The sequence below is a fragment of the Kosakonia cowanii JCM 10956 = DSM 18146 genome, from assembly GCF_001975225.1.
In the GTDB taxonomy this organism is placed as follows: domain Bacteria; phylum Pseudomonadota; class Gammaproteobacteria; order Enterobacterales; family Enterobacteriaceae; genus Kosakonia; species Kosakonia cowanii.
This window is the reverse complement of sequence record NZ_CP019445.1, coordinates 2,649,152-2,669,755: the sequence shown is the minus strand read 5'-3', so window position 1 is coordinate 2,669,755 and position 20,604 is coordinate 2,649,152. Positions and strand designations below refer to the sequence as shown.

Here is a 20,604-nt window from a genome sequence, read left to right as displayed (position 1 = left end):
TTATCTCCCCGTCCGTTCGCGGCTCACGCGCGCCAGCCACTCTGAAATCAGCAGTGAGATCAGCGCCAGAATAATCGAAATAATGCACAGGCGCGCGGCGGCGCTCTCGCCCCCCGGCGTCTGAATTAAGGTGTACATGGCAGAGGGAATAGTGCGGGTTTCGCCCGGAATATTGGAGACGAAGGTAATGGTGGCACCAAACTCGCCGAGGGAGCGGGCAAAGGCCAGCACCGTGCCGACAATAATTCCCGGCAGGGTGAGCGGTAAGGTAATGGTGAAAAAAACGCGCCAGCGACCGGCCCCCAGTGTGCGGGCGGCCTGTTCCAGTTTGGTATCGACACTCTCCAGCGCGAGGCGAATGGCGCGCACCATCAGCGGGAATGACATTACCGCGGCGGCTAATACCGCACCGCGCCAACTGAAGGCGAAAGTGATGCCAAACCAGTCATAGAGCCACTGACCGACGACGCCACGGCGGCCCATGGCAATCAGCAGCAGGTAACCGACCACCACCGGCGGCAGCACCAGCGGCAGATGCAGCACGCTGTCGAGCAGCGCTTTGCCCGGGAAAGTGCGGCGCACCAGCAGCCAGGCAAAGAAGATCCCAAAGGGCAAACTGAGTAGTACCGCCAGGGAAGAGACTTTAAGGCTCAGCAGAACAGCCTGCCATTCAGGATCGGTCAATATCATTCGTGCGTTGTAAATCCGTAACGTTTAAAGATTTCAGAAGCCTGCGGGCCTTTCAGATAGTCATAAAACGCGCTCACCGTTGCGTTTTTATGGCCATCGATAATCGCCAGCGGGTATTCCACTTTTTTGTGCGACGCTTCCGGGAAGGTGCCCACCACTTTCACCCCTTTGCTGGCCACCGCGTCAGAGCCGTAGACAATGCCTAATGGCGCTTCGCTGCGCTCCACCAGCGCCAGCGCGCCGCGAACATCCTCCGCAGGTGCCAGTTTCGGCGAGAGGGTTTCCCAGGCGCCCAGTTTTTGCAACGCCTCTTTGGCGTAGATACCGGCCGGAACATGATCCGGATCGCCCACCGCCAGACGGCCGCCTTTCAGCAGGCTGTTCCAGTCGGTTTTCGCATCAATCTTAATCTCGCCCTGCGCGCTGCTCTTCGGCGCAACCACCACCAGGCTATTGCCGAGCAGGGTTTCACGGCTCGCGCTATCCACCGCTTTTTTCTCGATCGCGTAATCCATCCACTTCTGGTCGGCCGAGATAAAGAGATCCGCCGGCGCACCCGCTTCAATCTGGCGGGCAAGCGTGGAAGAGGAGGCGAATGAGGAGACCACCTCAACCTGCTTCTCTTTTTTATACGCGGCGGCAATATCCTGCATCGCATTGGTCAGCGAGGCGGCGGCAAAGACGGTAATTTTACCCTCTTGCGCCACGGCCTGCCCTGCTACGACAAGTGTTAATGCTGCGCCAACCAGCAGACGTCGCCCTGTGTGTGCCATTTTTTACTCCTCTCATTTTCGTTATATAAAAAAAAACATAACGATAGTATCAGAGAATGGCAGCGGGCCGGAAATACCCATCAATAATTAAAACCTACCTAACTATATCGGCAGAAAGGGAAAAGATCTTGAATGGCAGAGAACGAAACGCCCACAAAGTGGGCGTGTGGGAAGGGATTAGCGCGACGGGGTAGTGGTATTGCGGCGCTTTTCGCGGTGTCCAACGGCGGAAAAGACGTTGAACACTTCACCCAGGCCATAAATCAGGCCGAGGATAATCGCCATAACCACCGGCACCATAATCACGGCAAAAACCAGGCTTTTCAACAGCTCTAACATGGTCGTCTCCAGAAAGTGAGAATGCGGCATTCTAGCCTGAACATTATGTAAAACACTCGCCTTTTGTGCGATTGCCCGGCACTAGGCGCGTCGGCGCTTTTCCTTCACAATAGCCCTTTTGCGAGGGAAGTGCGTCATGCAGGCTGAAATTCTCCTTACTCTTAAACTCCAGCAGCGCCTCTTCGCCGACCCGCGGCGCATCGCCCTGCTCAAACAGATTGAGCAAACCGGCTCCATCAGCCAGGGCGCGAAGAACGCCGGGATCAGCTACAAAAGCGCGTGGGACGCCATCAATGAGATGAACCAGCTCAGCGAGCAGACGCTGGTTGAGCGCGCCACCGGCGGTAAAGGCGGCGGCGGCGCGGTAGTCACCCGCTACGGGCAGCGTCTGATTCAGCTCTACGATCTGCTGGGGCAGATCCAGCAAAAAGCCTTTGATGTGCTGAGCGATAATGACGCCCTGCCGCTCGACAGCCTGCTGGCGGCCATCTCGCGCTTCTCCCTGCAAACCAGCGCCCGCAACCAGTGGTTTGGCACCATCGTCGCCCGCGACTACCAGCAGGTGCAGCAGCATGTCGAGGTGTTGCTGGCGGATGGGCAAACCCGGCTTAACGCGGCGGTCACGGCGCAAAGCGCTGAACGCTTAGGGCTGGAGGCGGGCAAAGAGGTGCTGGTGCTGCTAAAAGCGCCGTGGGTCAGCCTGACCTGCGATGCGCGGCTGGCGGCGCAGGCGGATAACCAGATAACCGGCGCGATTGCCCATATTGAGCAGGGCGAGGTGCAGAGTGAAGTGCTGATCGCCCTGCCGGATGGTCAGATGCTTTGCGCCACAGTGCCAAATGCGCAGGTGGAGGATATGCAGGAACAGCAGCAGGTGACGGCATATTTTAATGCCGATCGGGTGATTCTCGCCACGTTGTGCTGAGGGCATTGACAAGCCAGGCCATTGCACGTATCCCTGAGTTTCTGTGCTGCAAAACCTGGGATACATCATGTCGTCATTGCAAATTTCGCAAGGTACGTTTCGTCTTAGCGATACCCGCACGCTGCATCTTGAAGATCTCCGCCTGCAGGCCGGAGAGAGCTGGGCCTTTGTCGGTGCCAATGGCAGCGGCAAATCGGCGCTGGCTCGCGCGCTGGCGGGTGAACTGACGCTGCTTAACGGCGAGCGCCAGTGCCACTTCACCCGCCTTACCCGCCTCTCCTTTGAACAGCTGCAAAAGCTGGTTAGCGAAGAGTGGCAGCGTAATAACACCGATATGCTCTCGCCGGGCGAAGAGGATACCGGTCGCACCACCGCCGATATTATTCAGGATGAGGTTAAAGACCCGTCGCGCTGCGCTGCGCTGGCGGCGCAGTTTGGCATTACCCATCTGCTTGAACGTCGCTTTAAATACCTCTCCACAGGCGAGACCCGCAAAACCCTGCTCTGCCAGGCGCTGATGGCGCAGCCGGAGTTGCTTATTCTTGATGAACCCTTTGACGGGCTGGATGTGGACTCCCGTCAACAGCTCGCCCTGTTGCTTGCCCGTCTGAATGCCGATGGCTACACGCTGGTGCTGGTGCTCAACCGGTTCGATGAGATCCCGGCCTTTGTTCAGCATGCGGGCGTGCTGGTGGATTGCGCCCTGACGGAAACCGGTGAGAAAGAGGCCCTGCTTCAGCAGGCGCTGATTGCCCAGTTGGCGCACAGTGAACAGTTGAGCGGCATGGCGCTGCCGGAGCCGGATGCTGCGCCCGCTCGTGCCACGCTCGATCCCAGCGCAGCGCTGATTGTGCTTAACGACGGCGTGGTCTCCTATGATGACCGCCCAATCATTAATCACCTCAGCTGGCAGGTGAATCCGGGCGAGCACTGGCAGATTACCGGCCCGAACGGCGCGGGGAAATCGACGCTGCTAAGCCTGATTACCGGCGATCATCCGCAGGGCTACAGCAACGATTTAACCCTGTTTGGCCGCCGTCGCGGCAGCGGTGAGACCATCTGGGATATCAAAAAACATATTGGCTATGTCAGCAGTAGCCTGCACCTCGATTACCGCGTCAGCACCACGGTGCGCAATGTGATCCTCTCGGGCTATTTCGACTCGATTGGGATTTACCAGGCGGTCTCCGATAAGCAGCACAAGCTGGCGCAGCAGTGGCTCGATATTCTCGGCTTTGATGCCCGTACCGCCGACGCGCCGTTTCACAGCCTCTCGTGGGGGCAGCAGCGGCTGGCGCTGATTGTCCGCGCACTGGTTAAACACCCGACGCTGCTGATCCTTGATGAGCCATTGCAGGGACTGGATCCGCTCAACCGCCAGCTGGTGCGCCGCTTTATCGATGTGCTGATCGGCGAAGGGGAAACCCAGTTGCTGTTTGTCTCCCACCACGCTTCCGACGCGCCCGGCTGCATTACCCATCAGCTGGCGTTTATTGCCGACGGCGAAGGCTACCGCTACGCCTTAACACCACAATAATTGGGGGGCTGCTTCGCCTCCTGGCGGTGTGGTGTAATAGCGCCCGCGCGTTTTCGCGTAAAAAAATAATGATCGTTTACTGGCTTGCTGATGACGCCCCCCGTTATCCGCGGCCAGTTTTTGTTATGGCAAGAAAAAAGCCCGCCGATGGACGACGGGTCAATATAAACGGGACCTTTATGACTCAATATCTCTCCCTTCCCCGCGTCCTTACGCTGGTCGCGGCGCTCTGCTTTGGTTTCAGCACGCTGAGTTTTGCCGAAGAGACGGCACCGGACGCTGCTTCCGCGAACGAAGCAAAAATTAACCAGGCCGTAGAAAACATGCAGCGCGTCAGCGTGTCGGGCCCGCATAAAGTCACGCTGGGTAACCAGGCGGTGCTTAATCTTCCGGAAGGTTTTACCTATATCCCTCCGCGGCAGGCAGCGGAATTTATGCGCGAACTGGGTAACCACGTCGATGAGAGCGCCTTTTACGGGCTGGTGTTCAATGATGCCATCTCCGGGTTCGTCTCCATTGAGTATGACGATGCGGGTTACATCAAAGATGACGATGCCAAAGACTGGGACGCGGCCGAGTTGCTGAGCAACCTGCAGGAGGGGACCAAAGAAGGCAACAAGATGCGCAGCGAGAAAGGCATCCCTCCTATCGAAGTGGTCGGCTGGGTAGAGAAGCCGAGCTATGACGCAGCAACGCATCGCCTGATCTGGTCTGCTGCCATTCGCGATATCGGCAGTAACGTACCGCTGAAAGAGCAAGGCGTGAACTACAACACCTACCTGCTCGGCCGTGAAGGGTATCTCTCGCTGAACCTGGTGACCGATCGCGGCACCGTGGAGCAAGAGAAGCCGCTGGCGAAAAACCTGCTTAACGCCGTGACCTTTAACGACGGTAAAAAGTACAGCGACTTCAACGCCTCGACTGACAAGATCGCCGAGTATGGCCTGGCGGCGCTGATTGGCGGCCTGGCGGTGAAAAAACTTGGTCTGCTGGCAATTATCGGCGTGACGCTGCTGAAGTTCTGGAAACTGGCGCTGATTGCGCTGGCGGGTGCAGGTATGGGCATCAAGAAGCTGCTGTTCCGTAAAAAAGACGACAAATCTAAGATTGTCGAATAAGCATGAAGCTGCTGTTTCTGCTGTTTAAAGGCGCAACCCTCGGCAAGCTGCTGCTTTCCGGGGGGACAATGCTGCTGTCGGTGGCGACCTATGCGCTGGCCTTCGGCTGGCCCTACGCCACCGGCTTCGTGGTGCTGCTCTTTTGTCATGAACTGGGCCACTATCTTGCGGCGCGTCAGCGTAACTTGCCGGTGGGTCTGCCGATGTTTATCCCTTTCGTCGGTGCCTGGGTGGCGCTAAAAGAGGAGTTTCCGGATGCGGAAACGGAGGCGTGGGTCGGTATCGCCGGCCCCCTGCTCGGCTCGCTTGCCGCGCTGGGCTGCTACTATCTGGCGGAGTACTTCGACAGTTCGATGTTGATGGCGGTGGCTTACGCTGGCTTTTTCCTCAACCTCTTTAACCTGATCCCGGTTCCCCCCCTTGATGGCGGGCGCATTACCGTCGCCATTTCGCGCAAGATTTGGTATCTCGGCATTCCGCTGCTGCTCGGTTTCTTTTACCTGCATCCCAGCCCGCTGTTGCTGATTGTCTGCCTGCTGGCGGCTTCGCAAATCTGGACCCGGCGCAAAGAAACGCCCAATTTAACCGCACTTAACCCTGGCAAACGTCTGGAATATACCCTTTTGTACTTTGGGCTGATTGCCTGGCTCTCCCTGATGACCTATAACCTCCACGGGGCGCTGGCCAGCTTTCGCTGACCTTCCCTGCGTCGCTGCAGCGCAGTGACGTCATTTTCAGACTAATCACACTCGTCGGCGCAGCCCGGTAAATACGCGGCTGTCCCGGCGTTGATGCGGCATTGCGGGCGGTTGAAAAATCAGTGTAAACGATTCCACTATTTTATCCCATGTCACACTTTTTACCGCTCTGTTATGCTAAGGTTAATTCATATCAAATGCTTGATGGAGTCAAATATGCGAGTTCTGGTTACTGGTGGTAGCGGTTACATAGGAAGCCACACCTGCGTGCAACTGCTGCAAAACGGTCATGACGTTATCATCCTCGACAACCTCTGCAACAGTAAGCGCAGCGTGCTTAACCAGATTGAGCGCTTTGGCGGTAAACGGGCGCTCTTCGTTGAGGGCGATATTCGCGATGAAGCGCTGCTGGCCGAGATCCTGCACGATCACGCTATCGAAGCGGTGATCCACTTCGCCGGCCTGAAAGCCGTCGGCGAATCCGTTGCTAAACCGCTGGAGTATTACGACAACAACGTTAACGGCACGCTGCGCCTGATTAACGCCATGCGCGCCGCCAACGTGAAGAACTTTATCTTTAGCTCCTCGGCAACCGTCTATGGCGACCAGCCGAAAATTCCTTATGCCGAAAGCTTCCCGACAGGCACCCCGCAAAGCCCGTATGGCAAAAGCAAACTGATGGTTGAGCAGATCCTCACCGACCTGCAAAAAGCGCAGCCGGAGTGGAGCATTGCGCTGCTGCGCTACTTCAACCCGGTAGGCGCGCATCCGTCAGGTGAGATGGGTGAAGATCCGCAGGGGATTCCGAACAACCTGATGCCCTATATCGCGCAAGTGGCGGTGGGCCGCCGCGAATCGCTGGCGGTGTTCGGCAATGACTACCCGACAGAAGATGGCACCGGCGTGCGCGACTATATCCACGTGATGGATCTGGCTGACGGTCACGTTGCCGCCATGCAGCAGCTGGCAGGCAAACCGGGCGTCCATATTTATAACCTCGGCGCTGGCGTCGGCAGCAGCGTGCTTGATGTGATTAACGCCTTCAGCAAAGCCTGCGGCAAACCGATTGCCTGGCATTTCGCGCCGCGCCGCGACGGCGATCTCCCGGCCTACTGGGCGGACGCCACCAAAGCCGACAAAGAGCTGAACTGGCGCGTAACACGCACCCTTGATGAAATGGCAGAAGATACCTGGCGCTGGCAGTCACGCCATCCGCAGGGCTATCCCGATTAACAGGAGTGGTAATGTCGCAATTTAACCCGGTCGATCACCCGCATCGCCGCTACAATCCGCTGAAGGATCAGTGGATTCTGGTCTCTCCGCACCGTGCGAAACGCCCCTGGCAAGGGGCGCAGGAGACGCCGTCTAAACAGACGCTGCCTGCGCACGATCCGGACTGTTTCCTCTGTCCGGGCAATACCCGTGTCACCGGGGATAAAAACCCCGACTACACCAGCACCTATGTCTTTACCAATGACTTTGCGGCGCTGATGACCGACACGCCGGATGCACCAGAGAGTAACGACCCGCTGATGCGCAGCCAGAGCGCGCGCGGCACCAGCCGGGTTATCTGCTTCTCGCCGGATCACAGCAAAACGCTGCCGGAGCTGAGCGTGGCGGCACTGGAAGAGGTGGTAAAAACCTGGCAGCAGCAGACCGCTGAGCTGGGTAAAACCTACCCGTGGATCCAGGTGTTTGAGAACAAAGGCGCGGCGATGGGCTGCTCCAACCCGCATCCGCACGGGCAAGTTTGGGCCAACAGCTTCCTGCCGAATGAAGCCGAGCGCGAAGATCGCCTGCAAAAAGCCTACTTTGCCGAACACCACTCGCCGATGCTGCTCGATTATGTGCAGCGCGAGCTGAAAGATGGCAGCCGCACGGTGGTTGAAACCGAGCACTGGCTGGCGGTGGTGCCCTACTGGGCCGCCTGGCCGTTTGAAACGCTGCTGCTGCCAAAAGCCGCCGTTCAGCGCATTACCGAGTTAACCGACGCGCAGCGCAGCGATCTTGCGCTGGCACTGAAAGAACTGACCAGCCGCTACGACAACCTGTTCCAGTGCTCATTCCCCTACTCAATGGGCTGGCACGGCGCGCCGTTTAATGGCGAGGATAACGCCCACTGGCAGCTGCATGCGCACTTCTACCCGCCGCTGCTGCGCTCCGCCACGGTGCGTAAATTTATGGTCGGCTACGAGATGCTCGGCGAAACCCAGCGCGATCTCACGGCAGAACAAGCGGCTGAACGCCTGCGCGCGGTCAGTGATATCCATTTTCGCGAATCCGGAGAATAACAATGAGCCTGAAAGAGACAACAGACGCTCTGTTTGCTGAGACATTCGGCTACCCTGCCACCCACACCATCCAGGCCCCGGGCCGCGTCAACCTGATTGGCGAACATACCGATTACAACGACGGTTTTGTGCTGCCCTGCGCCATCGATTACCAGATGGTGATCAGCTGCAAAGCGCGCGACGACCGCACCGTGCGCGTGATCGCTGCCGATTATGACAACCAGCGCGATGAGTTTTCGCTTGATGCGCCGATTGTGGCGCACGACAGCCAGCAGTGGTCCAACTATGTACGCGGCGTGGTGAAACATCTGCAACAGCGCGATGCCAGCTTTGGCGGTGCGGATCTGGTGATCAGCGGCAATGTGCCGCAGGGCGCGGGCTTAAGCTCGTCGGCCTCGCTGGAAGTGGCGGTCGGTACCGTCTTCCAGCAGCTTTACCATCTGCCGCTGGATGGGGCGCAGATCGCGCTCAACGGCCAGGAAGCGGAGAACCAGTTTGTTGGCTGTAACTGCGGCATTATGGATCAGCTGATCTCTGCGCTTGGCAAGAAAGGCAGCGCGCTGCTGATCGACTGCCGCTCGCTCGGCACCAAAGCGGTTTCCATGCCGGAAGGCGTGGCGATTGTCATCATTAATAGCAACTTCAAACGTACGCTGGTGGGCAGCGAATACAACACCCGCCGCCAGCAGTGCGAAACCGGCGCGCGCTTCTTCCAGCAAAAAGCGCTGCGTGATGTCAGCCTCGATCAGTTCAACACTGTGGCGAATGAGCTGGATCCGCTGGTCGCGAAACGTGTGCGCCATGTGCTGACCGAAAACGCCCGCACCGTGGAAGCGGCCGCTGCGCTGGAGAAAGGCGACCTGCAACGCATGGGCGAGCTGATGGCGGAATCCCACGCCTCTATGCGCGACGATTTCGAAATCACCGTGCCGCAAATCGATACGCTGGTAGAGATCGTCAAAGCGACCATCGGTGATAAAGGCGGCGTGCGCATGACCGGCGGCGGCTTTGGCGGCTGCGTCGTTGCGCTGGTGCCGGAAGCGCTGGTGCCGGAAGTGAAACAGGCGGTTGAGAGCCAGTACGAAGCGAAAACCGGCATCAAAGAGACCTTCTACGTGTGTAAACCTTCTCAGGGGGCAGGACAGTGCTAAATGAAACGCCTGCGGTAGCACCCGATGGGCTGCCGGTACGACTGATCACCCTGCGCAACGGCGCGGGGATGGTGGTGAGCTTAATGGACTGGGGCGCGACGCTGCTCTCTGCGCGCGTACCGATGAAAGATGGTAGCGTGCGCGAAGCCCTGCTCGGCTGCGCTACGCCGGAGCACTACTGGGAGCAGACCGCCTATCTCGGTGCGTCTATTGGCCGGTATGCGAACCGCATTGCGAAGAGCCGCTTTACTCTTGATGGCGAGACCTGGTCCCTGACCCCAAGCCAGGGCGAAAACCAGCTGCATGGCGGCCCGGAAGGGTTTGATAAACGCCGCTGGCGCATTGAGCGCCAGAACGACAGCGAAGTGCTCTTCTCCCTCACCTCGCCGGATGGCGATCAGGGCTATCCGGGTACGGTCAACGCCACGGCGCACTTCCGTCTTGGTGATGATAACCGCATTACCATTGAGTACCGTGCGACCACCGACAAGCCCTGCCCGGTCAACCTGACCAATCACGCCTATTTCAACCTTGATGGCGCGCAGGGCGATGTCCGCAACCATACGCTGCAGCTGCTGGCCGATGCCTATCTGCCGGTGGATGAGATGGGCATTCCGACCGGCGATCTGAAAAAGGTGGCGTTGACCAGTTTTGATTTCCGTACGCCAAAAACCGTGGCGGAAGAGTTCCTCAGCGATGAGGATCAGCGCGTGGTGAAGGGGTACGATCACGCCTTTTTACTGCAGGCGCAGGGGGATGTGAACAGGCCTGCGGCGCACCTGTGGTCGACGGATAAGCAGTTGCAGATGTCGGTCTACACTAGCGCGCCTGCGCTGCAGTTCTATTCCGGTAACTACCTGGAAGGGACGCCTGCGCGCGGCGGGAAAACCTACAGCGCATGGCAGGGCCTGGCGCTGGAGAGCGAGTTTTTACCCGACAGCCCGAACCGCCCGGACTTCCCGCAGCCGGATTGTACGCTGCAACCTGGCGACGAATATGTCAGCCGGACGGAGTATCACTTTATTCCGCTCTGAGCATGAGCCCTCCTGCGGGAGGGCTTTTTTTTGCCCTTTTTGCTGAAATATGCGCCACTTATCCTCAAAACAATAACCCTTGATTCACAAGCAGCTTACACTCTGCGCCTATTTTCGCTATGGTTAAGGGTAATCGTTGCCGGGCAGTGCGCTTCGGCAATACAATGAGAATCGTTATCATTAAATCAGGCTCACAGGAGTAAGTGTATGGCTGTTACTAAGCTGGTTCTGGTTCGTCATGGCGAAAGCCAGTGGAACAACGAAAACCGCTTCACCGGTTGGTACGATGTTGATCTGTCAGAGAAAGGCGTTGGCGAAGCGAAAGCGGCAGGCAAACTGCTGAAAGCTGAAGGCTACGCGTTTGATTTTGCTTATACCTCTGTGCTGAAACGTGCCATCCACACGCTGTGGAACGTTCTGGACGAACTGGATCAGGCATGGTTGCCGGTTGAGAAGAGCTGGAAACTGAACGAACGTCACTACGGTGCGCTGCAGGGTCTGAACAAAGCAGAAACCGCTGAGAAATATGGCGACGATCAGGTTAAACAGTGGCGTCGCGGCTTCGCCGTTACCCCGCCGGCACTGACCAAAGATGATGAGCGTTTCCCGGGCCACGATCCGCGCTACGCGAAACTGACCGAACAAGAGCTGCCGCTGACCGAAAGCCTGGCGCTGACCATCGATCGCGTTATTCCTTACTGGAATGAAACCATTCTGCCGCGTCTGAAAAGCGGTGAGCGCGTGATCATTGCCGCACACGGTAACTCCCTGCGTGCGCTGGTGAAATACCTCGACAACATGAGCGAAGAAGCGATCCTCGAACTGAACATTCCGACCGGCGTACCGCTGGTGTATGAGTTCGACGAAAACTTCAAACCGATTAAGCACTACTATCTGGGTAACGCGGATGAGATCGCCGCGAAAGCTGCTGCGGTAGCAAACCAGGGTAAAGCGAAGTAATAAAAAAAGCCGGGCACGTTGATGCCCGGCTTTCAACTCTCAGGCCCGGTATGCTTCGCGCTGCCGGGCTTTTTGCTGCGTAAAATTGCCGGATGGCGCGTAAACGCTTATCCGGCCTACGCGGTTTCAGCGGCTTCGTTACCGTAGGCCGGATAAGGCGTAGCCGCCATCCGGCATACAAAATAGAGGGCCCGTTAACCGCGGCGTGCTTTAACGGCTTGCGCTAACTGGCGCAGCACCGCGTCGGTATCTTCCCAGCCGATACAGGCATCGGTCACGCTTTTGCCGTAAACCAACGCATCGCCGCTCTCAAGGCTCTGGTTGCCTTCCACCAGGTGGCTCTCAATCATCACGCCCATGATCGCCTTGTCACCGCCCGCGATCTGCTGGCAAACATCGGCGCTCACGTCCATCTGCTTTTTAAACTGCTTACTGGAGTTCGCATGGCTGAAATCAATCATCACCTGCGCCGGTAAGCCCGCTTTTTCCAGCCCTGCCTTCACTTCAGCGACATGCTTCGCGCTGTAGTTCGGCTCTTTGCCGCCGCGCAGAATAATGTGGCAATCGCCGTTGCCCGCCGTGTTGACGATGGCGGAGTGACCCCATTTGGTCACGGAGAGGAAGCAGTGCGGCGCGCCAGCGGCATTGATAGCGTCAATCGCTACTTTAATGGTGCCGTCGGTGCCGTTCTTAAAACCAACCGGGCAAGAGAGGCCGGAGGCAAGCTCACGGTGTACCTGAGATTCGGTCGTGCGCGCGCCAATCGCGCCCCAGCTCATCAAATCCGCCATATATTGCGGGGTGATCATATCGAGGAACTCACCTGCCGCCGGCAGCCCACTGTCGTTAATCTCCAGCAGCAGTTTGCGCGCAATACGCAGGCCGTCATTGATGCGGAAGCTGTTATCCATATGCGGATCGTTAATCAACCCCTTCCAGCCAACGGTGGTGCGCGGTTTTTCAAAATAGACGCGCATTACGATTTCCAGTTCGCCCTTCAGTTCGTCACGCAGTGCCAGCAGGCGCGAAGCATACTCTTTTGCCGCCACGGGATCGTGAATGGAACAGGGGCCGATGACCACTAACAGGCGATCGTCGTTGCCGCGCAGGATTTGATGAATTGCCCGGCGCGCCTGGGAGACCGTTCTGGCAGCGGTTTCGGTAGCGGGGAATTTTTCAAGCAGCGCGACAGGAGGGAGTAACTCATTGATCTCTTTGATGCGTAAATCGTCGTTCTGATAAGTCATGATCTTTCCAGTGTGAACATGTTTTTTAGAAGAAAAGCAATCTGACCAATCTATCTCGCTCGCGCCGTAGTGTAAACGCGATTTTACACTTCGCCCGGATAATTCCTGGAATCCACGTAATGTGGTGGGAAAAGTAGCAAGTCGCCACATCCCGACTACACTTTTTAACTGTAAATACCTTTGTTTTACATTTTTTCGTTATTCCATGCTGCTACTTATGGCACGTATGGCATCTTTCACCACTGAGCGTGCGATGGGTTCGCGCATATTCTGCCGACGTCCCGCGCGGCATTAGACGACCAGCACAGGAGCATCATGATGAAAATGAATAAATTAGCGACGCTTTTACTGACCACCACACTGACTCTGGCAGGCGGCGCGGCGTATGCAGCTGACGCATCCTCTTCTAGCTCCAGCAACGGCGATGCCAACGCAGCAGCGAAGGCAGGCCAGGTTGCGCCTGACGCGAAAGAAAACGTTGCGCCAGGCAATGTTGATAACAGCAATATCAACACCGGCAACACGAATACCAACTCCACCTCTACGCAGATGAACCACAAATCTGGTCATATGAGCAAAGAGGAAGTGCACAAAAACACCATGTGTAAAGATGGCCGTTGCCCGGACGTGAATAAAAAAGTTGAAACTGGTAGCGGTGATAACAGCAAAGTGAACACCAAAACTGATGGCACCACCCAGTAAGGCGTGATGCTGAAGTGAAGAAGGAGAGCTGAGGCTCTCCTTTTTTTATTCCTTAAAACTCAAAATCTGCAATGATGTAGGCGTTTTCTCAACGGTCAAAAGGATAGATCCCATCATGGCGCACGATCACTCGCATGGCTCATCGGATGCCAATGCCCGCCGTCTGCTACTGGCCTTTATGGTCACCGCTGTTTTTATGGTTATTGAGGTGGTGGGCGGGATTATTTCCGGCTCGCTGGCGCTTCTGGCCGACGCCGGACATATGCTCACGGATGCCGCCGCCCTGCTCTTCGCTCTGCTGGCTGTGTGGTTTGCCCGCCAGCCGCCGAGCGCCAAACGTACCTTCGGCTGGCTACGTCTGACAACGCTTGCCGCCTTTATCAACGCCCTCGCGCTGGTGCTGATAACAATCTGGATTGTCTGGGAAGCGATCCTGCGCTTTAGCCACCCACAGCCGATTGCCGGAATGACGATGATGGCTATCGCCATCGCTGGCCTTGTGGCAAATCTGCTCTCCTTCTGGCTGCTGCATCGCGGCAGCGAAGAGAAGAACCTGAACGTGCGCGCCGCTGCGCTGCATGTGCTGGGCGATCTGCTTGGCTCCGTTGGCGCGATTGTTGCGGCAGTGGTGATCATGGTGACCAACTGGACGCCCATCGACCCGATTCTGTCGGTGCTGGTTTCTGCGCTGGTGCTGAAGAGCGCGTGGCGCTTGATGAAGGAGAGCGTCAATGAGTTGCTGGAGGGGGTGCCCGCTTCACTGGATATCGGTGCGTTACAGCGCCATTTGCGCCGAGCGATTCCGGAAATCCGCGATGTGCACCACGTGCATGTCTGGCAGGTGGGTGAAAAACCGCTGATGACGCTGCATGTGCAGGTGATCCCGCCGCGCGATCACGATAAGTTGCTCGGCGAGATCCACCACTTCCTGGCGCACCATTATGAGATTGCTCATGCGACGGTGCAGATGGAGTACCAGCCCTGTAGCGGCTCAGACTGCCATCTTGGCGACGTTACAGCCGATCACCACCACGGACATCACCATTAATGTGAAAGCGCGCGAGAGCCACGCTCACGCGCGCTGTTAATCCACATCCGGCTGCCGTTCAGGGCAATAAAGGTGAGGATCATATACTCCAGCGACATCGCCCACACCCCCTGGCGCGCAAAAATCACCACGCTTATCACGTTGATAATCACCCACAGCAGCCAGTTTTCGACATATTTGCGCGTCATCAGGATCATCGCCACGATAGAGAGCACCATCATGCAGGAGTCCCAGAACGGGAAAGCATCAGGCTGCAGCGTTGGCATCGCCACGTTCAGCCCGACGGCCTGCATGATGTTGACGGCGATACGCGTCAGGAAGGCGAAGACCGGGTTGATAAACAGCGTCATCAGACCAATCGCCACCACGCAGGCGGCAAGCCAACCGAGGGCTTTGCTGCGCGGCAACCAGCGTATTTGCAGTTCGGCCTCATTTTGCGAGGTCTGGCGCGACCAGGCATACCAGCCATAGATATTGGCGGCGAAGAAGAAGAGCTGCAGCAGCAGGCTGGCGTAGAGCTGAATCTGGAAGAAGATGATGGCGAAGAGCGTGACGTTAATCAGACCAAAAGCGTAGTTGCTGATTTTCTCAAGGCTGGCGAGCCAGATACAGAGTAAACCCGCCAGCGTGCCTGCGGCTTCAATCCATGAAAGGTCATATCCCCCGGCACCGATCGGAATGTGCACGAGGATGTTTTGCGTACTAAAAAAGTCCATTCTTTCCCCAGAGCGTAGTGTTACGCATTGATGTCTATGAAAATGTTAAGGTCGAAGTGTAGCCGCAAAATCGAGCATGCGGTTAAGCGGCAGCAGCGCGCGTTCGCGCAGGCTGGCCTCCACTTCTATCTCATGCGCCGTTCCGCCCTGCTCCAGCCCGTCGGCAATGGCTTTCAGACCGTTCATCGCCATCCACGGGCAGTGAGCGCAGCTGCGGCACGTCGCTCCTTCGCCAGCCGTTGGCGCCTCGATCAGCGCTTTATGCGGCACAGCCTGCTGCATTTTATAGAAGATCCCGCGGTCGGTGGCGACAATCAGTTGCGAGTGAGGCAGCGTTTTTGCGGCCTGGATCAACTGGCTGGTCGAACCGACCGCATCGGCTAACTCTACCACCGCTTGCGGCGATTCAGGATGCACCAGTATTGCGGCGTCCGGATAGAGCGCCTTCATGCGCCGCAGCGCCTGGGTTTTGAACTCATCATGGACGATGCACGCCCCCTGCCAGCAAAGTACGTCCGCGCCCGTTTGTTTCTGGACGTAATTGCCGAGATGACGATCCGGTGCCCAGATAATTTTTTCGCCGAGGCTATCGAGGTGCTCAATCAACTCGACCGCAATGCTTGAAGTGACTACCCAGTCGGCGCGGGCTTTTACCGCCGCCGAGGTGTTGGCATAAACCACCACGGTGCGATCCGGGTGCGCATCGCAGAAGGCGTTGAATGGCTCAATGGGGCAACCGAGATCGAGCGAGCATTCGGCCTCAAGCGTCGGCATCAGGATCGTTTTTTCCGGGCTGAGGATTTTCGCCGTTTCCCCCATAAAACGCACGCCGGCTACCAGTAGCATTGAGGCGGAATGTCGCGCCCCAAAGCGCGCCATCTCCAGCGAGTCGGAGATGCAGCCGCCGGTCTCTTCCGCCAGCTGCTGGATTTCCGGGTCGGTATAGTAGTGGGCGACCATTACCGCATTACGCTCTTTAAGCAAGCGTTTGATTTTATCGCGATAAAAGGCTTTTTCCGCAGGGTTCAGCGGCGCGGGTTTGGCAGGAAAGGGATAGATTGCGGCTTCAGGATCAAACATTACGCTCATGATGCTCACTCGTTTTGCGTGCTTAACATGATAACCCCAACAGCTGCCAGATATAGATTATTAAGCAGCTGATGTTTTATATACTAAACAAGATACCCGATCGCAGAGATATTGTCGCGGTGAATTTATTCGCAGTGGGAAATGGATAGTGTGGATATTTGCCTGCTGGCGCTGCGCTTAGCAGGCCTACGAAAACCAGGTGCGGAGAGATGTTGCAGGCCGGATAAGGCGTAGCCGCCATCCGCCAGTGCGTTCAGGTCCAAAACAGATTGCCTGCTGGCGCTGCGCTTAGCAGGCCTACGAAAGCCAGGCGCGGAGAGGTGTTGTAGGCCGGATAAGGCGTAGCCGCCATCCGGCAGTGCTTTCTGGTCCAAACAGATTGCCTGCTGGCGCTGCGCTTAGCAGGCCTACGAAAACCGGGTGCGGAGAGGTGATGTAGGCCGGATAAGGCGTAGCCGCCATCCGGCAAGAAGAGCGCACGGATTTTTCAAATCGCAGATAGCAAAAAAGCGCCTTTAGGGCGCTTTTTTACATTGGTGGGTCGTGCAGGATGACTCGCTTCGCTCGCCCTTCGGGCCGTCGCCGCAAGCGGCTCCGTTGTCTCACTACGTTCGACCCGAACCTGCCGCAGGTTCGAATCTTTGAAACCGGCAGATAGCAAAAAAGCGCCTTTAGGGCGCTTTTTTACATTGGTGGGTCGTGCAGGATTCGAACCTGCGACCAATTGATTAAAAGTCAACTGCTCTACCAACTGAGCTAACGACCCTTTGCAGGGATTCTTCGAAGTGGTGGATCGTGCAGGAGGATTCGGCTTTCGCCTCGCCGTTGCTGACGCAACGTTATCCTTCACGTCTGACACCTTCACCAATTATCAAAATTGGTGGGTCGTGCAGGATTCGAACCTGCGACCAATTGATTAAAAGTCAACTGCTCTACCAACTGAGCTAACGACCCATACAGGGTAGCGACTTCGAAGATAAATCTTTGGAACCACGTAATGCGTGGCAATTGCTTAGGATGAGTCGGCTTTCGCCGGCGGGCGGTTGCTGACGCAACGCTATCCTTCACGTTTGACACCTTCACCAATTATCAAAATTGGTGGGTCGTGCAGGATTCGAACCTGCGACCAATTGATTAAAAGTCAACTGCTCTACCAACTGAGCTAACGACCCGGTGGTGGGTGATGACGGGATCGAACCGCCGACCCCCTCCTTGTAAGGGAGGTGCTCTCCCAGCTGAGCTAATCACCCGATACTGCGCTGGATACTGCTAAGTGGTGGGTCGTGCAGGATGACTCGGCTTTCGCCTCGCCCTACGGGCCGTTGCTGTCGCAACGTTATCCTTCACGTTAAAACGCTTCACCAGACTTAATAGTGGTGGGTCGTGCAGGATTCGAACCTGCGACCAATTGATTAAAAGTCAACTGCTCTACCAACTGAGCTAACGACCCACTTTTGGGCTGCTTCCGGGTTAAGAGATATCCCGTGGCAACGGCGGCATATATTACTGATTTAAGAACTCAGCGCAACAACAATTTCGACGCGCACTGTTTAACTGCTTATGATTCATGCGACAAGACCAGAAAAACCGCGTTTTCTGGTCATGCGCTATGCATTACATCGAAGCAAGGCGTTTTTGCGCCTGTTTCGCACCATCGGTACCAGGGTATTTGCTGACCACCTGCTGGTAAACCGCTTTGGCTTTCGCAGTATCGCCCTTGTCTTGCATAATCACGCCGACTTTAAACATCGCGTCTGGCGCTTTCGGCGACTTCGGGAAGTTCTTCACTACCGATGCGAAGTAGTACGCCGCATCGTCTTTCTTACCCTTGTTGTAATTCAGCTGACCGAGCCAGTAATTAGCGTTCGGTACATAGGTTGAATCCGGGTACTTTTTAACGAAGTTCTGAAACGCAGCCAGCGCATCATCCTGGCGGGATTTATCCTGCACCAGGGCGATAGCCGCGTTGTAATCGGTATTGGCATCGCCGCTTTGTACCGGTGCGCCTGAAGCCGCCGCACCGTTATTTGCGCCCGCATCCGCTGCCGGAGCCTGCGCTGCTGCACCGCTGCTCAGATTGCCGATCTGCTGCAGAATTTGCTGCTGGCGTTCAACGACCTGATTGAGCTGATACTGGCTTTCCTGGATCTGCCCGCGCAGGGAGTCAATATCGGCCTGATTATCAGAGAGCTGCTGCTGAAGTTGGGTTAAAAGCTGGCTGTGAGCATTGGAAATACGCTCAAGTTGAGTGACGCGGTCTTCGACCGAGCCTGAGCCGACACTACTGATTGGCGCCTGAGCATTAGCGGCCCAGGGGGCCGCTATGCCAACCAGTAACGACAGACTCAACAGATGATGTCTGAAGTTACTGCTCATGCAATTCTCTTAGTAAACCAGTACGGCGCGACGGTTTTTAGCGTAAGCCGCTTCGTCGTGACCCAGTACTGCAGGTTTTTCTTTACCGTAAGAAACGATGGAGATCTGGTCAGCAGAAACGCCTTTACCTTGCAGGTACATTTTAACGGCGTTAGCACGACGTTCGCCCAGGGAGATGTTGTACTCCGGGGTACCGCGTTCGTCAGCATGACCTTCTACGGTTACTTTGTAGGACGGGTTGCTACGCAGGAAGTTAGCGTGAGCATCCAGCATCGCTGCAAAGTCAGAACGGATGTCGTACTTGTCCAGATCGAAGTAAACGATGTTGTTCTGCTGCAGCTGCTGCATCTGCAGACGCGCTTGCTCTTCAGAGGACATGTTACCGCTACCGTTCATGCCAGTGCCGGCACCCATCATGCCTTCGCCGCTCTGGTCGCTGGTGTTGTTCTTGTGAGAAGAACATGCAGCGATTGCCATAACAGGCAGAGCCAGCATCAGGCCTTTCAGCACTTTGTTCAGTTGCATTTCTTTGATTCCTTTAATATTTATTTATTATCACAGATACGGAGACCAGGCAGGGAATTTAACCTGTCCATCAGTCGCCGGAATACGCGCTTTGAAACGCCCATCTGTAGAAACCAGGTTCAGCACGGAGCCCATCCCCTGAGAAGAGCTGTAGATGACCATAGTGCCGTTAGGTGCCAGACTTGGCGTTTCATCCAGGAACGTTGACGACAAAACTTGCACGCCACCCGCTTCCAGATCTTGTTTAGCAATGTGCTGCTGACCACCGTCAGAGCTAACCATCACCATAAACTTACCGTCGCTGCTGACATCCGCATCCTGGTTCTGGGAACCCTGCCAGGAGATACGCTGCGCTGCGCCGCCGTTGATATTGATTTTGTAAACCTGCGGACGACCGGCCTGGTCAGAGGTAAAGGCCAGGTTCTGGCTGTCCGGGAACCAGGTTGGTTCGGTGTTGTTGCTGCGACCGTCGGTAACCTGACGAATCTGGCCGGAACCGATGTCCATCACGTAGATGTTCAGGCTGCCAGTTTTTGACAGGGCAAACGCCAGCTTGGTGCCATCCGGCGAGAAGGCCGGTGCGCCGTTGTGGCGCGGGAACGACGCTACCTGACGAATGCTGGCGTTAGCCAGAGTCTGAATAACCAGCGCGGAACGACCGCTCTCAAACGTCACATACGCGACTTTTGAACCGTCCGGGGACCAGGCCGGGGACATCAGCGGCTGCGGCGATTTGTGGACGAGGAACTGGTTATAGCCATCGTAATCAGAGACGCGCAGTTCATACGGGAACTGAGTGTTCGCAGTCTGCACGACATAGGCGATACGGGTACGGAACGCGCCTTTAATACCGGTCAGCTTTTCGAATACTTCGTCGCTGGCGGCATGGGCAGCATAACGCAGCCACTGCTTGTTCACTTTAAAGGAGTTTTGCGCCAGCACGGTACCCGGCGCGCCGCCGGTGTCGACCAGCTGGTAAGCGACGTTGTAGCTGCCATCAGGATTCGGTGTCACCTGACCTACGATGACCGCATCAATACCGAGCGCGGACCATGCAGCGGGCTGCACTTCCTGCGCGGTACCCGGCTGCTGCGGTAAACGGGAGCGATCCAGCGGGTTGAATTTACCGCTGTTGCGCAGATCCGCCGCAACGATACCGCCAGCGTCCTCAGGCGCAGCGCCCGGGCCTGCCCACTGGAACGGCACAACGCCAATCGGGCGTGCCGAGTCTACCCCCTGGGTGATCTCGATACGTACTTCTGCATGCAGCACCGCTGCCCACAGCATCAAAAAACCAAATGCAACACGTAATGCCTGCTTCATCATATCTCCCTTATCCGGGCAAAAAACCCGCGATAATTTAGCAGAATTTTAACAAACCAATA

20 protein-coding genes, 5 tRNA genes and 1 other RNA gene are annotated in these 20,604 nt (G+C 56.6%); 11 read left to right on the top strand and 15 right to left on the bottom strand.

What is annotated here, in order from left to right; all coding sequences use genetic code 11:
- The 3 genes from modB to BWI95_RS12575 all read right to left on the bottom strand — a co-directional run bounded on the left by modB (nt 1) and on the right by BWI95_RS12575 (nt 1,802).
- Nucleotides 1–690: a molybdate ABC transporter permease subunit gene (gene modB, locus BWI95_RS12585; protein WP_076769574.1), complete on the bottom strand. Its 690-nt coding sequence runs from the start codon at nt 688–690 to the stop codon at nt 1–3.
- Complete coding sequence (modA, locus tag BWI95_RS12580; protein ID WP_076769573.1) at nt 687–1,463, bottom strand: molybdate ABC transporter substrate-binding protein; 777 nt, start codon at nt 1,461–1,463, stop codon at nt 687–689. Before modA ends, modB begins: the two co-directional genes overlap by 4 nt.
- Nucleotides 1,464–1,640: 177 nt before the next feature.
- Nucleotides 1,641–1,802: an AcrZ family multidrug efflux pump-associated protein gene (locus BWI95_RS12575; protein ID WP_083699391.1), complete on the bottom strand. Its 162-nt coding sequence runs from the start codon at nt 1,800–1,802 to the stop codon at nt 1,641–1,643.
- A 136-nt stretch (nt 1,803–1,938) separates the two neighbouring features.
- Here BWI95_RS12575 and modE point away from each other — a divergent pair, with 136 nt between their 5' ends.
- The 9 genes from modE (at nt 1,939) to gpmA (ending at nt 11,516) form a co-directional block, all read left to right on the top strand.
- A complete protein-coding gene (modE, locus tag BWI95_RS12570; protein ID WP_054803715.1) occupies nt 1,939–2,727 on the top strand; it encodes a molybdenum-dependent transcriptional regulator in 789 nt (262 codons plus the stop codon).
- Nucleotides 2,728–2,794: 67 nt separating this feature from the next.
- A complete protein-coding gene (modF, locus tag BWI95_RS12565) occupies nt 2,795–4,264 on the top strand; it encodes a molybdate ABC transporter ATP-binding protein ModF (RefSeq protein WP_076769571.1) in 1,470 nt (489 codons plus the stop codon).
- A 179-nt stretch (nt 4,265–4,443) separates the two neighbouring features.
- Nucleotides 4,444–5,382 carry a DUF2167 domain-containing protein gene (locus BWI95_RS12560; RefSeq protein WP_076769570.1) on the top strand — a complete coding sequence of 313 codons (939 nt, stop codon included), beginning with the start codon at nt 4,444–4,446 and terminating at the stop codon, nt 5,380–5,382.
- 2 nt (nt 5,383–5,384) lie between these two features.
- The gene (locus BWI95_RS12555) at nt 5,385–6,080 is read left to right on the top strand and encodes a site-2 protease family protein (protein ID WP_042712013.1); all 696 of its coding nucleotides are present in this window, start codon (nt 5,385–5,387) and stop codon (nt 6,078–6,080) included.
- Between the two features lie 216 nt (nt 6,081–6,296).
- A complete protein-coding gene (gene galE / locus BWI95_RS12550; RefSeq protein ID WP_042712011.1) occupies nt 6,297–7,313 on the top strand; it encodes a UDP-glucose 4-epimerase GalE in 1,017 nt (338 codons plus the stop codon).
- A gap of 11 nt (nt 7,314–7,324) precedes the next feature.
- Entirely contained in the window at nt 7,325–8,371 is a 1,047-nt protein-coding gene (gene galT, locus BWI95_RS12545; RefSeq protein WP_054803716.1) for a galactose-1-phosphate uridylyltransferase, read from the top strand.
- A 2-nt stretch (nt 8,372–8,373) separates the two neighbouring features.
- The gene (gene galK / locus BWI95_RS12540; protein ID WP_076769569.1) at nt 8,374–9,522 is read left to right on the top strand and encodes a galactokinase; all 1,149 of its coding nucleotides are present in this window, start codon (nt 8,374–8,376) and stop codon (nt 9,520–9,522) included.
- Nucleotides 9,516–10,556, top strand: coding sequence for a galactose-1-epimerase (galM, locus tag BWI95_RS12535; protein WP_054803717.1), 1,041 nt, complete (start codon nt 9,516–9,518; stop codon nt 10,554–10,556). Before galK ends, galM begins: the two co-directional genes overlap by 7 nt.
- A 207-nt stretch (nt 10,557–10,763) precedes the next feature.
- Nucleotides 10,764–11,516, top strand: a complete 753-nt coding sequence (gene gpmA / locus BWI95_RS12530) for a 2,3-diphosphoglycerate-dependent phosphoglycerate mutase (protein WP_023479514.1) — start codon at nt 10,764–10,766, stop codon at nt 11,514–11,516.
- Between the two features lie 194 nt (nt 11,517–11,710).
- On the opposite strand, the gene aroG is transcribed toward gpmA, so the two are convergent.
- Complete coding sequence (gene aroG / locus BWI95_RS12525) at nt 11,711–12,763, bottom strand: 3-deoxy-7-phosphoheptulonate synthase AroG (RefSeq protein ID WP_054803718.1); 1,053 nt, start codon at nt 12,761–12,763, stop codon at nt 11,711–11,713.
- A 318-nt stretch (nt 12,764–13,081) separates the two neighbouring features.
- Here aroG and BWI95_RS12520 point away from each other — a divergent pair, with 318 nt between their 5' ends.
- Together BWI95_RS12520 and zitB are read left to right on the top strand one after the other, a co-directional pair.
- Nucleotides 13,082–13,465, top strand: a complete 384-nt coding sequence (locus BWI95_RS12520) for a YbgS-like family protein (RefSeq protein WP_076769568.1) — start codon at nt 13,082–13,084, stop codon at nt 13,463–13,465.
- A gap of 115 nt (nt 13,466–13,580) precedes the next feature.
- Entirely contained in the window at nt 13,581–14,513 is a 933-nt protein-coding gene (zitB, locus tag BWI95_RS12515; RefSeq protein WP_076769567.1) for a CDF family zinc transporter ZitB, read from the top strand.
- Here zitB and pnuC read toward each other — a convergent pair.
- The 11 genes from pnuC to tolB form a co-directional block, all read right to left on the bottom strand.
- Complete coding sequence (gene pnuC / locus BWI95_RS12510; protein ID WP_076769566.1) at nt 14,510–15,229, bottom strand: nicotinamide riboside transporter PnuC; 720 nt, start codon at nt 15,227–15,229, stop codon at nt 14,510–14,512. The genes zitB and pnuC overlap by 4 nt on opposite strands.
- A gap of 45 nt (nt 15,230–15,274) precedes the next feature.
- Nucleotides 15,275–16,318, bottom strand: coding sequence for a quinolinate synthase NadA (nadA, locus tag BWI95_RS12505; RefSeq protein ID WP_076769565.1), 1,044 nt, complete (start codon nt 16,316–16,318; stop codon nt 15,275–15,277).
- 534 nt (nt 16,319–16,852) lie between these two features.
- Nucleotides 16,853–16,984, bottom strand: a non-coding RNA gene (locus tag BWI95_RS12500) — RtT sRNA.
- 24 nt (nt 16,985–17,008) lie between these two features.
- Nucleotides 17,009–17,084 (bottom strand) — tRNA-Lys (locus BWI95_RS12495).
- 112 nt (nt 17,085–17,196) lie between these two features.
- Nucleotides 17,197–17,272, bottom strand: a tRNA-Lys gene (locus BWI95_RS12490).
- A gap of 142 nt (nt 17,273–17,414) precedes the next feature.
- Nucleotides 17,415–17,490: transfer RNA gene (locus BWI95_RS12485), tRNA-Lys, on the bottom strand.
- A 2-nt stretch (nt 17,491–17,492) separates the two neighbouring features.
- Nucleotides 17,493–17,568: transfer RNA gene (locus BWI95_RS12480), tRNA-Val, on the bottom strand.
- A 124-nt stretch (nt 17,569–17,692) separates the two neighbouring features.
- Nucleotides 17,693–17,768 (bottom strand) — tRNA-Lys (locus BWI95_RS12475).
- A 164-nt stretch (nt 17,769–17,932) separates the two neighbouring features.
- Entirely contained in the window at nt 17,933–18,694 is a 762-nt protein-coding gene (gene cpoB / locus BWI95_RS12470) for a cell division protein CpoB (protein WP_054803720.1), read from the bottom strand.
- 9 nt (nt 18,695–18,703) lie between these two features.
- On the bottom strand, nt 18,704–19,219 hold the full coding sequence (gene pal, locus BWI95_RS12465; protein WP_007373922.1) for a peptidoglycan-associated lipoprotein Pal: 516 nt from the start codon (nt 19,217–19,219) through the stop codon (nt 18,704–18,706).
- 30 nt (nt 19,220–19,249) lie between these two features.
- Nucleotides 19,250–20,542: a Tol-Pal system beta propeller repeat protein TolB gene (gene tolB, locus BWI95_RS12460; RefSeq protein ID WP_023478234.1), complete on the bottom strand. Its 1,293-nt coding sequence runs from the start codon at nt 20,540–20,542 to the stop codon at nt 19,250–19,252.
- Nucleotides 20,543–20,604 lie beyond the last annotated feature (62 nt).

What these genes read in the sequence shown, in the direction of transcription:
- pnuC (WP_076769566.1), bottom strand. Translation starts at nt 15,229, where the DNA reads ATGGACTTTTTTAGTACGCAAAACATCCTCGTGCACATTCCGATCGGT.
- galE (WP_042712011.1), top strand. Translation starts at nt 6,297, where the DNA reads ATGCGAGTTCTGGTTACTGGTGGTAGCGGTTACATAGGAAGCCACACC.
- modB (WP_076769574.1), bottom strand. Translation starts at nt 690, where the DNA reads ATGATATTGACCGATCCTGAATGGCAGGCTGTTCTGCTGAGCCTTAAA.
- pal (WP_007373922.1), bottom strand. Translation starts at nt 19,219, where the DNA reads ATGCAACTGAACAAAGTGCTGAAAGGCCTGATGCTGGCTCTGCCTGTT.
- galT (WP_054803716.1), top strand. Translation starts at nt 7,325, where the DNA reads ATGTCGCAATTTAACCCGGTCGATCACCCGCATCGCCGCTACAATCCG.
- BWI95_RS12560 (WP_076769570.1), top strand. Translation starts at nt 4,444, where the DNA reads ATGACTCAATATCTCTCCCTTCCCCGCGTCCTTACGCTGGTCGCGGCG.
- BWI95_RS12575 (WP_083699391.1), bottom strand. Translation starts at nt 1,802, where the DNA reads ATGTTAGAGCTGTTGAAAAGCCTGGTTTTTGCCGTGATTATGGTGCCG.
- nadA (WP_076769565.1), bottom strand. Translation starts at nt 16,318, where the DNA reads ATGAGCGTAATGTTTGATCCTGAAGCCGCAATCTATCCCTTTCCTGCC.
- BWI95_RS12520 (WP_076769568.1), top strand. Translation starts at nt 13,082, where the DNA reads ATGAAAATGAATAAATTAGCGACGCTTTTACTGACCACCACACTGACT.
- zitB (WP_076769567.1), top strand. Translation starts at nt 13,581, where the DNA reads ATGGCGCACGATCACTCGCATGGCTCATCGGATGCCAATGCCCGCCGT.
- modE (WP_054803715.1), top strand. Translation starts at nt 1,939, where the DNA reads ATGCAGGCTGAAATTCTCCTTACTCTTAAACTCCAGCAGCGCCTCTTC.
- aroG (WP_054803718.1), bottom strand. Translation starts at nt 12,763, where the DNA reads ATGACTTATCAGAACGACGATTTACGCATCAAAGAGATCAATGAGTTA.
- modA (WP_076769573.1), bottom strand. Translation starts at nt 1,463, where the DNA reads ATGGCACACACAGGGCGACGTCTGCTGGTTGGCGCAGCATTAACACTT.
- tolB (WP_023478234.1), bottom strand. Translation starts at nt 20,542, where the DNA reads ATGAAGCAGGCATTACGTGTTGCATTTGGTTTTTTGATGCTGTGGGCA.
- gpmA (WP_023479514.1), top strand. Translation starts at nt 10,764, where the DNA reads ATGGCTGTTACTAAGCTGGTTCTGGTTCGTCATGGCGAAAGCCAGTGG.
- cpoB (WP_054803720.1), bottom strand. Translation starts at nt 18,694, where the DNA reads ATGAGCAGTAACTTCAGACATCATCTGTTGAGTCTGTCGTTACTGGTT.
- modF (WP_076769571.1), top strand. Translation starts at nt 2,795, where the DNA reads ATGTCGTCATTGCAAATTTCGCAAGGTACGTTTCGTCTTAGCGATACC.
- BWI95_RS12555 (WP_042712013.1), top strand. Translation starts at nt 5,385, where the DNA reads ATGAAGCTGCTGTTTCTGCTGTTTAAAGGCGCAACCCTCGGCAAGCTG.
- galK (WP_076769569.1), top strand. Translation starts at nt 8,374, where the DNA reads ATGAGCCTGAAAGAGACAACAGACGCTCTGTTTGCTGAGACATTCGGC.